At 64.1% G+C, this 13,156-nt stretch carries 12 protein-coding genes; 4 read left to right on the top strand and 8 right to left on the bottom strand.

Going from position 1 to position 13,156, the window contains the following annotated elements; genetic code table 11:
* Positions 1-65 precede the first annotated feature (65 nt).
* Together C2U70_RS07475 and C2U70_RS07470 are read right to left on the bottom strand one after the other, a co-directional pair.
* A complete protein-coding gene (locus C2U70_RS07475) occupies positions 66-1,802 on the bottom strand; it encodes a putative bifunctional diguanylate cyclase/phosphodiesterase (RefSeq protein WP_186294113.1) in 1,737 nt (578 codons plus the stop codon).
* Positions 1,803-2,024: 222 nt separating this feature from the next.
* Positions 2,025-3,002 carry a sensor histidine kinase gene (locus C2U70_RS07470; protein WP_140977365.1) on the bottom strand — a complete coding sequence of 326 codons (978 nt, stop codon included), beginning with the start codon at positions 3,000-3,002 and terminating at the stop codon, positions 2,025-2,027.
* Between the two features lie 173 nt (positions 3,003-3,175).
* Between C2U70_RS07470 and C2U70_RS07465 the strand changes: the two genes are divergently transcribed.
* Positions 3,176-4,012, top strand: coding sequence for an SDR family NAD(P)-dependent oxidoreductase (locus tag C2U70_RS07465; protein WP_140977364.1), 837 nt, complete (start codon positions 3,176-3,178; stop codon positions 4,010-4,012).
* Positions 4,013-4,184: 172 nt separating this feature from the next.
* Here the strand turns inward: C2U70_RS07465 and C2U70_RS07460 are convergent, their stop codons facing one another.
* Together C2U70_RS07460 and C2U70_RS07455 are read right to left on the bottom strand one after the other, a co-directional pair.
* Positions 4,185-5,561 carry a cytochrome P450 gene (locus C2U70_RS07460; RefSeq protein WP_140977363.1) on the bottom strand — a complete coding sequence of 459 codons (1,377 nt, stop codon included), beginning with the start codon at positions 5,559-5,561 and terminating at the stop codon, positions 4,185-4,187.
* A 91-nt stretch (positions 5,562-5,652) separates the two neighbouring features.
* Entirely contained in the window at positions 5,653-6,891 is a 1,239-nt protein-coding gene (locus C2U70_RS07455) for an LLM class flavin-dependent oxidoreductase (RefSeq protein ID WP_140977362.1), read from the bottom strand.
* Between the two features lie 392 nt (positions 6,892-7,283).
* Between C2U70_RS07455 and C2U70_RS07445 the strand changes: the two genes are divergently transcribed.
* Positions 7,284-8,462 carry an extracellular catalytic domain type 1 short-chain-length polyhydroxyalkanoate depolymerase gene (locus tag C2U70_RS07445; RefSeq protein ID WP_140977360.1) on the top strand — a complete coding sequence of 393 codons (1,179 nt, stop codon included), beginning with the start codon at positions 7,284-7,286 and terminating at the stop codon, positions 8,460-8,462.
* A gap of 104 nt (positions 8,463-8,566) precedes the next feature.
* Here C2U70_RS07445 and C2U70_RS07440 read toward each other — a convergent pair whose 3' ends face one another.
* Positions 8,567-8,869 (bottom strand): hypothetical protein, encoded by a 303-nt coding sequence (locus C2U70_RS07440; protein WP_140977359.1) that lies wholly within the window; start codon positions 8,867-8,869, stop codon positions 8,567-8,569.
* 126 nt (positions 8,870-8,995) lie between these two features.
* On the opposite strand from C2U70_RS07440, the gene C2U70_RS07435 reads away from it, so the two are divergent.
* The gene (locus C2U70_RS07435; RefSeq protein ID WP_140977358.1) at positions 8,996-9,361 is read left to right on the top strand and encodes a winged helix-turn-helix transcriptional regulator; all 366 of its coding nucleotides are present in this window, start codon (positions 8,996-8,998) and stop codon (positions 9,359-9,361) included.
* Between the two features lie 181 nt (positions 9,362-9,542).
* Here the strand turns inward: C2U70_RS07435 and C2U70_RS07430 are convergent, their stop codons facing one another.
* Positions 9,543-10,211: an MBL fold metallo-hydrolase gene (locus tag C2U70_RS07430; RefSeq protein ID WP_140977357.1), complete on the bottom strand. Its 669-nt coding sequence runs from the start codon at positions 10,209-10,211 to the stop codon at positions 9,543-9,545.
* A gap of 228 nt (positions 10,212-10,439) precedes the next feature.
* Between C2U70_RS07430 and C2U70_RS07425 the strand changes: the two genes are divergently transcribed.
* Positions 10,440-10,931, top strand: a complete 492-nt coding sequence (locus C2U70_RS07425; protein ID WP_140977356.1) for an MmcB family DNA repair protein — start codon at positions 10,440-10,442, stop codon at positions 10,929-10,931.
* 164 nt (positions 10,932-11,095) lie between these two features.
* Here the strand turns inward: C2U70_RS07425 and C2U70_RS07420 are convergent, their stop codons facing one another.
* Positions 11,096-11,650, bottom strand: coding sequence for an ActR/PrrA/RegA family redox response regulator transcription factor (locus tag C2U70_RS07420; RefSeq protein ID WP_140977355.1), 555 nt, complete (start codon positions 11,648-11,650; stop codon positions 11,096-11,098).
* A gap of 103 nt (positions 11,651-11,753) precedes the next feature.
* Positions 11,754-13,076, bottom strand: a complete 1,323-nt coding sequence (locus C2U70_RS07415; protein ID WP_140977354.1) for an ActS/PrrB/RegB family redox-sensitive histidine kinase — start codon at positions 13,074-13,076, stop codon at positions 11,754-11,756.
* Positions 13,077-13,156 lie beyond the last annotated feature (80 nt).

Raw genomic sequence — 13,156 nt, 5'->3', positions numbered from 1 at the left:
CCTCGCGCCACAACCACCCACCGGGGTAATGGGTCCTGGCTTTCGCCAGGACGACAGCTGAGGTTCTACCGCCGATACCCGCTTGCCCGCGAATAGCCCTGGCGGTTCTGCTGCGCTGGCCGGTTGGACACGCTGCCGCGCGACTCGCTGGAGGCGGGGGTTGCGAGCTTCAGCTCTTCGAGGAAGATCGGCTGCGAGAAGTAATAGCCCTGCGCATAGCGGATTTTTGTCGCGGCCTGGAGATAGGCGAGCTCCTCGTAGGTTTCGATCCCCTCCGCAATGACAGTCATTCCCAGCGCTTCGCTCAGCGATTCGATCGCGCGCAAGATGCCCTGGCTGCGCGGGCGCTTATGGATGTCGGTGATGAAGGAGCGGTCGATCTTGAGCTCGTCGGCGGTGATGTCGGCGAGTGCCGAGAGCGAGGAAAAGCCGGTGCCGAAATCGTCGATCGAGATGCCGACGCCGAGCTTGCGGAACATCGGCAGGATTTCCGCCTGAAAATGGCTCTTGGCGACGAAGGCGTCCTCCGTCACCTCGATCATGAAGCGTTTTGGAAAGCCGGTGTCGTCGAGCGCCTGCGCGAAGCTGCGCATGAATTCGGGCTTGCCGGCCTGCTTGGCGGCGACGTTGATGCTGATGGTCGCGTCGGCGCCGAAGGTGTCGTTGATCAGATCGATCGACTTGACGATCTCCGCCAGCACCAGATGGGTGAGCTCGTCGATCAGCCCGAGCTCGACCGCGAGATTGATAAAGGAGCCCGGCGCCTGGATCACGCCTTCGTCGTCGCGCAGCCGCACCAGCGCCTCGATGCCCTTCACGGCCTGCGTGCGGATATCGACCTTGGACTGGAAGGCGCAGCAAAAACGCTTTTCGAGGATCGCGAGCCGCAGCGACTGCTCGATCCTGGTGCGCGCCAGCGCCTCGCGCTCCATGCTGGCATCGAAGAAGGCAGCGGCACCCTTGCCGTCGTTCTTGATGCGGTACATCGCGATGTCGGCGTTCTGGCGCAGCACCTCGAAGCTGCGGCCGTGGTCGGGGTAGAGGCTGACGCCGACCGAGGTGGAGGCAAAGATCTCCGAGCCGTCGATGAAGAAGGGTGCGGTCAGCCGCTGCAGGGTGGACTCGATGAACTCCGCGACCTCCTGCTGGGTCTCGATCGGCGAGAGCAGCAGCAAAAACTCGTCGCCGGAGATCCGCGACAGCATGTCGGTCTCGCGCAGATCGCGCCCGAGCCGCTTGGACAACTCGGTGAGCAAGGCGTCGCCGACGGAATGACCGTAATAGTCGTTGATGTGCTTGAAATTGTCGAGGTCGAGGAAGGCCAGCGCAAAGCGCTCGCCGCCGTTGTCGCGCGACAGGATGCTGTTGGCGCGATGCTCGATCACGCGGCGTGACGGCAGTCCGGTCAGCTCGTCGAAATAGGCCGAGCGAAAGAGCTGGTCCTCAAAGTTCTTCTGCTCGGTGATATCTGACGAGGCCGAGATCAGGAGATCGCGGCCGGCGAGGCGGACCGGGCGGTGGGTGGTCAGCAGCACCTGGCGCGCGGCACCCGCTTGCAGGGATTCCTCGGTGACGACGGGCCGGCCGCCGCGCAGCGCCTGCACGCAGACTTCCTGGCGCTGGGCGAGATCGGGTGTCGGGCGGCTTCCGTCGAGGCCGAGCGCGTTTGCGGCGGCATCGTTAACCAGAAGCAGCTCGCCGCGCTCGTCGTGAACGGTCACGCCGGCCGGCAGCATTCTAACGATTTCCTTGAGAAATCCGAGCTCGGCCTCAGTCGCGCCGGAGTACTTGCTGTCGTTCATAGAATTCATGAATCTTGTTGTGCGGGCGCGGCTTTGTAATACCGCCGATCTTGCGCGGTTCCCTCTTAGTTTTGGTTAAGGGGTCCGCAGAAATACGGGGGTGGTTTAGCCGATATTTCGGCGCGGCGACGGGCGGCGTCGATCGTCATTAACAGAGTGTCAACGGCGGTTGCGAAACTGCCAGCGAAAGCTGCGATCGGCGTTTCGCTTTGAAACGAGCGATCAGCCTTGATTACGATCAGCCTTGGGGATCCGGCACTGCATGATGCAGTGAACGCCGGTCTTCAGATAGGAGATCTCGGTCTTGCCGTCGAAGGCCGAGAGTGCCGATCTCAGGAGTTTTGTGCCGAAGCCGGGTGCGGCGATCTGGTCCACGCTCGGGCCCTCGGTCTCGTCCCACGTGATGGTGAGGCGGTCGTCGGCGACGGTCCACGACACCTGCAACAGGCCGCGCGGCGCGGAGAACGCGCCATACTTGCTGGCGTTGGTGGCAAGCTCATGGAACATCAATGACAGCGTCACCGCGAGCTTGGCGGGGAGGAACAGCCGGTCGCCGTTCAGCGTGAAGCGGACATGGCCGTAAGGGCCGAGCTCGGAGATCAGGAGGTCGCGGATGTCGCAGCCGGAATTGTCGACCTTTGCGATCAGATCGTCGGTCGAGGCCAGCGAGCGTAGCCGCGGATCGATCCGGGCCCAGACTTGCGGCTGGTCGTGCAGCACCTGGTGCAGCACGGCGTGCACGGTGGACAATTTGTTCTTCAGCCGGTGCTGAAGCTCGTCGACCACGAGCTTGCGATAGTGCTCCTCCTCGATCAGCTTCTTCGAGATCCGGCGCTGCTCGACCAGGAGCATGCGATAGTGCTCGACGCCCCAGATCGTCAGCGCGCAGACCGTCCAATACAGCACCAGCAGGACGAACCGCGCGCGATCGGCATGGGCATCGCCGAAATTGACGGCGACGCCGAGCACGCCGCCGATCAGTGCGGTGAAGACGCCGATGCGCAAGCCGCCGAAGGCGGCGGCAAAGAACACGGCCGGAAAATACGGCGTGAAGAAGATGTCGGGCCGCACCTGCGCGAGGCCCCAGCGCACCAGCGTCGCCAGCAGCAGGCACGTGGCCGCGAAGGTGACGCTCACGGCGATCGAGGGCGGAGAGATGCCCTGCCAGCCGCGCCGGAATTCGTCGATCAACTTCACCATGCACCGCCTGACCGCACAGCGAATGCGTCTTCGCGAGAGTGGACGTTACGCATTCTGTGCGTGCAGGCATAGCTTGCCTTGTCCGGAGCGGACGGGGATAGTGTCCGTTCGGACGACGGCGCCGGCCGGCGCCCGTCAATTGGCGTCAAAACATCGGAAAACAGGGGCATGCCATGGGACGGCTGGACGGCAAGGTTGCGGTGATCACGGGAGCGACGAGCGGAATCGGACTGCGGACCGCCGAAGTCTTCGTTGCCGAAGGTGCCAAAATTGTGATCGCTGGGCGACGTATACCGGAGGGCGAGGCGCTGGCGAAGCAACTCGGGGCTGCGTGCGTCTTCCGCCAGACCGATGTCACGGTCGAAGACCAGATGCATGGGCTGATCGATCTCGCCGTCCAGAAATTCGGCCGGATCGACTGCCTCTTCAACAATGCCGGCGGTCCGGCGCAGACCGGCGGCATCGAGGGGCTCGAGGTCGAGCGCTTCGACGCCGCGATGGCGACGCTGGTCCGCAGCGTCATGCTCGGCATGAAGCACGCAGCACCCCATATGAAGAAGCAGGGGTCCGGCAGCATCATCAACAATGGCAGCATCGCCGGCCGTCTCGCCGGCTTCTCCTCCTCGGTCGTCTACGGCGCCGCCAAGGCGGCGGTGATCCATCTCACCAAATGCGTGGCGATGGAGCTCGGCGAATCCAATGTGCGGGTCAATTCGATCTCGCCCGGCGCGATCGCGACCGGGATTTTCGGCAAGGCGCTGGGACTATCGACGGACGCCGCCGAGAAGACGCAGGCGGTGATGCGCGACGTCTACAAGACCGCGCAACCGATCCCGCGCGCCGGCCTGCCCGACGACATCGCGCATGCCGCGGTGTTTCTCGCCAGCGACGAATCGAGCTTCATCAACGGCCACGACCTCGTCATCGACGGCGCCATGACCAGCGGCCGCAACTGGACCCAGCAGCAGCAGGGCCTGGCCGCGCTCCGCAAGGCGTTCGATGGGGGGTAGCAGCTTGCCGCAACGGCAGTGCCGTAGGGTGGGTTAGACGGGCGACTGCGCGAAGCGCGGGCGACAGCGTAACCCACCACTTCTGTGACCGCGGATACCAAAGAGGTGGGTTACGCCGCGCGGACCGCGCTTCGCGCAGCCGCGAGGCTAACCCACCCTACGAAAGCGGTGATCACACCGCCTTCACGTTCACCTTCAGCCCGTCGCGCGGCTTCGGGATCGGCCACATCTGCCAATCCGGCTTGTAGCCGGGCTCGAGCGACACCTCGATATTCTGCAAAAAGTGCCGCGCGAAGCATTTGGCCTGCATGTAGGCGAAGTGCAGGCCGAGGCACATATGCGCGCCGCCGCCGAACGGCACCCAGGCGAAACGATGGCGGTTGCGCTGGGCGTCTTCGGTGAAGCGCAGCGGATCGAAATGATCCGGCTCCGGCCAGATCTCCTTCATGTGGTGGGTGTAGAGCGGATTGACGCCGACCGAGGTGCCGGCGGGGATCGTAAAACCCTTGAAGGTGAAATCGCGCATCGCGCGGCGCGGCATCGACGGCACCGGCGGCTTGATGCGCAGCGCCTCCTTGAAGGCCATTTCCGACAGCGGCATCTTTTCGAGGTCGTCAAAGCCCATCGGTGCGCCGGGCTCGAGGTTCAGCGCCGTGACTTCGTCGCGCAGCTTCTGCTGCCAGTCGGGATGCGCGGCGAGCTCGCCGACGAACGATGTGAGGGATGAGGTCAGCGTGTCGTGCGCCGCCATCATCAAAAAGCTCATGTGGTCGACGATGTCCTGCTCGGAGAGCAGCGCGCCGTTCTCATGGGTGGCGCGGCAGAGCTGCGAGAACAGATCGTCGCCGCCGTGATTGCCGCGGCGCAGCGGAATCTGCTGCTTGAAATAGGCGATGATGCGCTTGCGGCCGGCGACGCCGCGCGCCATCTGCGTGCCCGGAATGGCATAGCGGATCGGCGTGACCGCGGCCGCCACCATGTCGACGAAGGCGCGGTTGATCTCGTCCACCTCCGGCCCGATGTCGGCGCCGAGGAACGAGGTCGCGGCGAGGTCGAGCGTCAACTGCTTCATCGCGGGATAGAGCTGCATCGTACCGGGTTTGGCCTTCCACTGCGCAACCCGCGCCGCGATGCCCTTGTCGAGCTCGCCGAGATAGGACTTCATCGGCCCGGACTTGAAGGCGACCGACAGCGCCTTGCGATGCAGCCGGTGCTCGTCGAAATCGAGCAGCATCAGGCCGCGCGGGAACAATTGCCCGAGCACGCGCTCCCAGCCATGGGTCGACGAGAAGATTTTCTGCTGGTCGAACATCACGAGCTCGTTGGCCTCGGGCCCGAGCAGCACCACACTGGTCTCGCCAAAGATATGGCTGCGATAGACCGGGCCGTATTTTGCACCGCACGCCTCGATGTGGCCCTTCGGGTCGGCCAGCACCTGCAGCGTCTTGCCGATGATCGGCCAGCCCTCGTCGCCCGGGATGTGCGTGAGCTGGTTGCGCTTGATCGGCGCGAAGCTTGTCGCGGGCGAGGCTACATTCTGCATCGTCATGACGGATGCGCTCCCATTGGGCTGACAAGGTCAGCATAGCACAGGCCGAGGGGTCGTCGTAGCCGTGCGACGTTGCCGCACGGCTGGCCTTTTACCCGCGCTTGGCGGCTTCCTTCTGGAGATCAGGCGCATTGACGGCGGGAATCGCGACGCGGCCGGGTCCGGTGACCTTCAGCGCCTCGGCCGCCTTGTCGTTCTCCATGATCTTGGCCATCACGGCCTGGCCTGCGCGCTCGAAGATCGCACGGTTCTCGATCACGAATTTCTGCGACCGGCGCAGGCCGTCGATGTAGCCGTTGATCTCGGGCACGACATAGCGCGCGACCATGTCCCAGCTCCGGCGCGTCGCTTCCGGATTGGCCCAGTCGTGCACGAAGCCGATCACGGCGCCGATGCCGCCGGACACCTGCATCACGTTCTTGATGGTTTTGACGAGATCGTCGGGCGTGCCGATGGTGGAGGCCGCGCCCTCGACGAAGGCGGTCTTGTCCACGGCCTCGTCCGGCGAGGCGAACGCGGTGAGGCCGGGCCGCTGCAAGGTGCCGACATTATATTCGTTGTGCCAGCGCATCAGGCCGGCGCCGGCCTCCTTGCGGGCCTGCTCGCGGGTCTCGGCGATGTGGAAGGTGAGCAGCACGCGCCAGTCGGCGCGATTGACTTTTGTGCCGTGCTTCTTGGCGGCGTCCTCGGCGAACTGCCATTGCTGTTGCAGCGACATCAACCCCTGCGTCGTCATCGAGCCCAGCGAGATGATGCCGATGCCGTATTTGCCCGCGAGCGTCATGCCCGAGGGTGAGATCTGCGACGCCACCACGAACGGCATCTCCTCCTGCAGCGGCAGGATCTGCAGCGCCGCGTCGTTCATGGTGAACCAGTCGGTCTTTGCGGTGACGCGCTCGCCGTTGAACAGCCGGCGGATCACGCTGATCGCCTCGTCCTGGCGGTCGCGCTGCGTCATCGGGTCGATGCCGAGCGTGTGCGCGTCGGAGGCAAGCGCGCCGGGACCGGAGCCAAAGATGGCGCGGCCGCCGGTCATGTGGTCGAGCTGCACCATGCGCTGGGCGACGTTGAAGGGATGGTGATAGGGCAGCGACACCACGCCGGTGCCGAGCTTGATGCGCTTGGTGCGCTCGCCGGCCGCGGCCAGAAACATTTCCGGCGAGGCGATCATCTCCCAGCCCGAGGAATGATGCTCGCCGCACCAGAACTCGTCATAGCCGAGCGCGTCGAGCTGTTCGACGAGGTCGAGGTCGCGCCGGAACTGCAGCATCGGATGCTCCCCGATCGGGTGATGCGGGGCAAGGAAGGCTCCGAATTTCAGGCGCGCCATGGGTTTCTCTCCGGCTGGATTTTCTGTGTTCGTTGGGTGCTGAAAGCTACGTGCCGATGGATGCGATGGCAATCGCAGGATGTCCCGCGCGGCGGAATGCAGCCATGTGACGAGAATGCGTCAGGTCATCGCGTGATCCTGATTTCAGGCATCGAATCCGCACACTCATCGCGTGCAGCAGTCTTGCTCTCGCTCGCCTCGTTTCCGACGTTAATCATGATCTGCGTCGCATTTCTGACATGGATGCGTCGCGCGCATGCATGAAGTTTTGGCAATTCGGTTAATCCCCGTGAATTCCCGGGTGATCTGACAGCACACACTCTTTTTATTTTGCGCCGCAGCAACTATTTGCTTTGGGTGGACGTTGGAAGTCGCCCACGGGGGAGCTGTCGGTGTCGTTAGCCAGGAATGTCGATCTCTTAAGACGTCTGCCAAGACTGGACGGATTGCGCGTCTCGACGCGCAGCAACAATCTGCACAGTCCGCTGGTGGAGGTTACCGCGTTCGGCGCCAATCCGGGCGATCTGCGCATGTTCGCGTTCGTGCCGCCGCAATTGCAGCAGCCGCGCGCGCTCGTCGTCGTGCTGCATGGCTGCGGCCAGACGGCTGCCACCTACGATCTCGGTGCCGGCTGGTCGACGCTCGCCAAGCACTATGGCTTTGCGCTCGTGATGCCCGAGCAGCAGCGCGTCAACAACGGCAACACCTGCTTCAACTGGTTCAACCCGGATGACGTCGCGCGCGACAAAGGCGAGGCCGCTTCGATCCGCGCGATGATCGCGCATATGGTTGGGGCGTACGGCATCGACGCACGCCGCGTCTTCATCACCGGTCTCTCCGCCGGCGGCGCGATGACCTCGGTGATGCTTGCGACCTATCCGGACGTCTTTGCCGCCGGCGCCGTGATCGCGGGCCTGCCGTTCGGCGTCGCCTCGAATTTGCGCCAGGCGCTCGACGGCATGTTTCACTCGCCCGAGCGGCCCGCGCGTGCGCTCGGCGATCTCGTGCGCCAGGCCTCGACTCATCGCGGCCCCTGGCCAAAGATGTCGGTGTGGCACGGCACGGCCGATCGCACCGTCAATCCCGGCAATGCCAACGAGATCGTCAAGCAGTGGCTCGATCTGCACGACCTGCCGCAGGCGGCGATGGCGGAGACGGTGGTCGACGGCTATCCACGCCAGGCCTGGTGGAACAAGGACGGCGAGACCGTCGTCGAATCCTTCACCATCACCGACATGGCGCATGGCACGCCGCTCGGCATCGCCGACAATGATCATCGTTACGGCAGCGAGGGCGCCTTCCTGATCGAGGCCGGCATCTCGTCGTCCTATCACATCGCAAAATTCTTCGGCCTGACCGAGTGGAACAGAGCCTCCGCGCCGGCGCCGAAATCTTCGGCGAAGCCCGCCCCGGCCCTCCCGCCGGCCCCGCATCTGGCACGCTCGATCCGCAAGGCGGAGGCCGAACCGAAGGCCAGGAAGGATGCGAAGAAGATAGACGGGAGCAAGCGCGGCCTCGATCTCGGCGCCGTCATCACCCGCGCGCTCACCGCCGCGGGATTGATGAAGTAGCCAGCCGCAATATGCGCTGTCGTCCCGGACAAGCGCGCCCCAAGCGCGCGCCGATCCGGGACGACGACGGAGTTGTAGGCGGCGCGCCGCCGAATTCATTCAAACTACCCCGTCGCGTCGATCATCTCGATCGGCGTCACCGTCACCTCGCCGCCGGCGACCTTTCGCGTCATTTCCGTATAGTGCTTGAAGAAGTCGCGCGATTGCAGGGTTTTCTGCGCTGCGTCGTCGGCGACGCCGGCGAGATGGAAGTAGTGGCCGTCGTCGCGGTTCTTCAGGCAGCGATAGCTGATGCGGCCCTTCAGCTCGGGATCGTCGTCGATCGCCTTGATGAAGCGCGCGATCTCCGCGTGCCAGGCCTCTCTGGTGCCGGTCTTGAACTCGTATTTGATCATGAAGTGCTTCATGTGACGCTCCCTTCGTCTTGTGGGAGATCATCTGCGCTTTATGCGCCATCCTGCAAGTATGGACAAAATTGATAGTATGGACTTTTTTCGCGCTGCTCCTATCCTCGCTCACAAAGGAGCAGTGCCATGGCAAAGGCAAAACCTCTCCGCTCATGCCCGGTCGCGGCGTTCCAGAAGATGATCAGCGGCAAATACAAGTTGAGGATCGTCTGGGACCTCAAGGACGGCCCGCGCCGTTACGGCGAGATCAGGAGCGGACTCTTACGCGGCACCGACGGCAGCGCGGAAATCACCCCGCGCGTGCTCAGCCGCGAATTGAAGGCGCTGACGGCGAGCGGCCTGATCGACCGCAAGGATTATGCGGTCGTGCCGCCCAAGGTCGAATATCGCCTGACCCGCAAGGGCAAGAGCTTTGTCCCCGTGATCGCCGCGATCAGGGATTGGGGTGAGCGCAATCTCGGCGAGCCCGTGCTCACCGAGGCCGCAGAGTAGGGCTCGATACGGCGAGACCAAGCACGGGACCGTAGGGTGGGTTAGCGGTGCGGCTGCGCGAAGCGCTGGCCGCGCGGCGTAACCCACCACGTCTGTCTCCGCGGCAAGAGAAGAGGTGGGTTACGCCCCGCGATTTGCGCTTCGCGCAATCCGCGGAGCTAACCCACCCTACGATCTAACATCACATCTCGCCGGTGATGAACGGATTGGTCATCCGTTCCTGGCCGATGCTGGAGCCGGCGCCATGGCCGCAGATGAAGCCGACATCGTCGCCGAGCGGCAGCAGTTTCGTCTTGATCGAGTTGATCAGCGTGGCGTGACTGCCGCCGGGAAGATCGGTGCGTCCAACCGAGCCCGCGAACAGCACGTCGCCGACATGGGCAAAACGTAACTCCTTGTTGAAGAACACCACGCTGCCGGGCGAATGGCCGGGGCAGTGATAGATGTCGAAGGAGAGCTCGCCGATCGCGACCGTGTCACCCTCTTCGAGCCAGCGGTCGGGCGCAAGATTGCGCACGCCGGTCATGCCGAAGCGCGCGCCGCTCTCCACGACATTGTCGAGCAAAAACTTGTCGGCGACATGCGGCCCCTCGATCGGCACCTTCAGCGCATCGCGCAAATCGGCCGCGCCGCCGACATGGTCGATATGGCCATGCGTGAGCCAGATCTTCTCCACGGTGACGCCGGTCTGCTTGATCGCGTCGAGGATCTTTGGCACGTCCCCGCCGGGATCGATCACCACAGCCTTCTTGCTGGGCTCGTTCCAGATGATGGTGCAGTTCTGCTCGAACAGCGTGACGGGCACGATGACCGCGCCCGCCTTCGCCTGGGTATCATTTTCCTGGGTCATGCGGCTCACAATGCTGATTTTTGGCGGGTCGCCAAGCAAAAGATTCTCACATTGTCGTCCCGGGGGGCGCGCGCAGCGCGAGCTACCCATAGCCACAGGGCCTAGCTTGGCGAAGACTCGTGGTTACAAGTCCCGCTTCACAATTTTCGCCTGTGGTTATGGATTCCGGGCTCGCGCAGCCGCGCGCCCCGGAATGACGGGGCCAGCGGAATCGGCTACTCTCCCCCCATGGACTCCACCGCCCGTAACATCGCCCTCGTGCCGCCGCCCGATGGCCGTCAATCCGAGACGGCGCTGGCGGTCGCGCGTGGCACGGCGCGGCTGTTGCGCTCGCTCGGCTTCACCTGCATCAGCGAATTGCCGCTGCCGTCGGGCCGGCGTGCCGATCTGGTGGCGCTGAACGAGCGCGGCGAGATCTGGATCGTCGAGATAAAATCCTCGGTCGAGGATCTCCGCGCCGACCAGAAATGGCAGGACTACCGCGCCCATTGCGACCGGCTGTTCTTCGCCTTCACGCAGGATCTTCCTTGCGAGATTTTTCCTGAAGGCACCGGCCTGATCATTGCGGACGCCTATGGCGCGCATCTCGCCTGCGAAGCGCCCGAGCACAAGCTCGCCGCCACCACCCGCAAGCAGATGACGGTGCGGTTTGCGATGGCCGCCGCACTCCGGATCAACCGCCTGGTCGATCCACAGGGCCATGCGGAGTTTTGGGAGTAGGGGCAGCGAACGCGGTGCCGTAGGGTGGGTTAGCACGTGGCCGCGCGAAGCGCGGTCCACTGGCGTAACCCACCACTTCTGTCGACGCGGAGAAGAAAGAGGTGGGTTACGCCCCGCGATTTGCGCTTCGCGCAATCGCTAGGCTAACCCACCCTACGAGAGCCTTACCTCGGCGCGCGCTTCGCCAGAATTCGCTGCAGCGTGCGGCGGTGCATGTTCAGCCTGCGCGCCGTCTCCGAGACGTTGCGGTTGCACATCTCGTAGATGCGCTGGATGTGTTCCCAGCGCACGCGGTCGGCCGACATCGGGTTCGCCGGCAGCTCGCTCTTTTCGGTGCCGGTCGACAGCAGCGCTGCGACGACGTCGTCGGCATCGGCGGGTTTCGAGAGATAATCGATCGCACCCATCTTCACCGCGGTGACGGCGGTGGCAATGTTGCCATAACCGGTAAGCACGATGGCGCGTGCCTCGGGGCGCTTCTTCTTCAGCGCCGAGACGACGTCGAGGCCATTGCCGTCGCCGAGCCGCAAGTCGACCACCGCAAACGCAGGCGCGGCCTTGCCGATCTGCGTCAAGCCGTCGGACACGGTGTCACACGAGGTCACCGTGAATCCGCGCGTCTCCATGGCGCGCGACAACCGCTCCAGGAACGGCTTGTCGTCTTCCACGATGAGCAGCGAGCGATCGGTTTGTTCGTTCAGTTCGGCGATGGCGTTCAAGGTTTTTTCCTCTCTCCAACGCGTCTACATATGGCGTCGCAAACGTGCCCTGCCAAGGCCGCAAATAGTCGATCGGCCCTGCTGTGCGACGCAAGGTCGCGGACTATCCTATTGTTTCTTCAAGCGTCTCGATAGCCTCAAAACGCTCGCGGGGCCAGGCGATCTGCACCACAGCACCGTGCTCCGGGAAGGTGCGATTGGTAAACGACACCTTCGCGCCGGTGCGTTCAAGTAACGTACGCGCGATGAACACGCCGAGGCCGAGGCCGCGCCGTTCGCTGCCGCCATCGTCCTGCGGACGCCGCCGCGACAGATAGGGCTCGCCGATCCGGTGCAGCAGGTCGGGCGGAATGCCGGGCCCGTCGTCGGAGATCACGATCTCGATCGTGTCGTTGTTCCACCATGCGTTGACCTCGACGGTGGAGCGGGCGAAATCGACGGCATTTTCGATAATGTTGCCGACACCATAGAGGATCGCCGGGTTGCGCGAGCCGACCGGTTCCGCCGCCGCCGCGATCGCGATCCTGACCTTGATGTCGACGCCGAAATCGCGGTGCGGCGCCACCACCTCCTCGATCAGCTCGGACAGTTTCATCCGGTCGAACGGCGCGCCGGTCGAGGAGAGTTGCGTGATCTTGCTCAAAATGTCCCGGCAGCGCTGGGTCTGCTCGCGCAGGGTCTTGAGGTCGCCGACCAGCGTCGGGTCCTTCACCGTCTTCTCCAGCTCGCGCGAGATCAAAAAGATCGTGGCGAGCGGCGTGCCGAGCTCGTGCGCGGCGGCGGCCGCCAAGCCGTCGAGCTGGGTGAGATGCTGCTCGCGCGTCAGCACCAGCTCGGTTGCGGCGAGGGCGTTGGCGAGCTTGCGCGCCTCTTCGGTCACCTGGAACGAGTAGAGGCTGGTGACGCCGATCGCGAGCACGATCGAGAGCCAGACGCCGACCAGATAGATCGGCGGCAGCACCACGGGATCATCGGAATCCCAGGGCAGCGGCAGATGATAGAAGAACAGAATCGAGGCGCAGGCGACCGCGAGCAGCCCAAGGCCGAAGGTCAGCCGCGCCGGCAGCGCGGTCGCCGAGATCAGCACCGGCGCCAGGAACAGGAACGAGAACGGGTTCTGCAGGCCGCCGGTAAAGAACAGCAGACCCGCCAGTTCCACGATGTTGAGCGCGAGCAGGCCTGCCGCGTGCACCGGCTCCAGCCGCTGCATCGGATTGACAGCCGTTTGCAGCGCAAGGTTCAGCGCGGCGGACAGGCCGATGATGGTGACGCAAGGCACGATCGCGACGTTGAATTCCAGCCCCTGCGCCACGATGAAGATGGCGGCGAGCTGGCCGAGCACCGCCAGCCAGCGCAGCCGCAGGATCGTATCCAGGCGGATATATCGCTGCGAATGGCGAAACTCGGAAACGGCAAATTCGGTCATGGCAGCCAATCTAGCGATGCGCGAGCGTGATCACAAACCCGTCATGCGCTTGCACGCAGACGCTTCCACATCGTCATGCC

The sequence above is a fragment of the Bradyrhizobium guangdongense genome, assembly GCF_006483445.1.
In the GTDB taxonomy this organism is placed as follows: Bacteria; Pseudomonadota; Alphaproteobacteria; order Rhizobiales; family Xanthobacteraceae; genus Bradyrhizobium; species Bradyrhizobium guangdongense_A.
This window is presented reverse-complemented; position numbering and strand designations above follow the sequence as displayed.

Bases quoted from the DNA above. Each gene is read 5' to 3' on its own strand.
- C2U70_RS07435 (WP_140977358.1), top strand. From the start codon at position 8,996: ATGGCAAAGGCAAAACCTCTCCGCTCATGCCCGGTCGCGGCGTTCCAG.
- C2U70_RS07425 (WP_140977356.1), top strand. From the start codon at position 10,440: ATGGACTCCACCGCCCGTAACATCGCCCTCGTGCCGCCGCCCGATGGC.
- C2U70_RS07475 (WP_186294113.1), bottom strand. From the start codon at position 1,802: ATGAACGACAGCAAGTACTCCGGCGCGACTGAGGCCGAGCTCGGATTT.
- C2U70_RS07460 (WP_140977363.1), bottom strand. From the start codon at position 5,561: ATGACGATGCAGAATGTAGCCTCGCCCGCGACAAGCTTCGCGCCGATC.
- C2U70_RS07470 (WP_140977365.1), bottom strand. From the start codon at position 3,002: ATGGTGAAGTTGATCGACGAATTCCGGCGCGGCTGGCAGGGCATCTCT.
- C2U70_RS07465 (WP_140977364.1), top strand. From the start codon at position 3,176: ATGGGACGGCTGGACGGCAAGGTTGCGGTGATCACGGGAGCGACGAGC.
- C2U70_RS07415 (WP_140977354.1), bottom strand. From the start codon at position 13,076: ATGACCGAATTTGCCGTTTCCGAGTTTCGCCATTCGCAGCGATATATC.
- C2U70_RS07440 (WP_140977359.1), bottom strand. From the start codon at position 8,869: ATGAAGCACTTCATGATCAAATACGAGTTCAAGACCGGCACCAGAGAG.
- C2U70_RS07455 (WP_140977362.1), bottom strand. From the start codon at position 6,891: ATGGCGCGCCTGAAATTCGGAGCCTTCCTTGCCCCGCATCACCCGATC.
- C2U70_RS07430 (WP_140977357.1), bottom strand. From the start codon at position 10,211: ATGACCCAGGAAAATGATACCCAGGCGAAGGCGGGCGCGGTCATCGTG.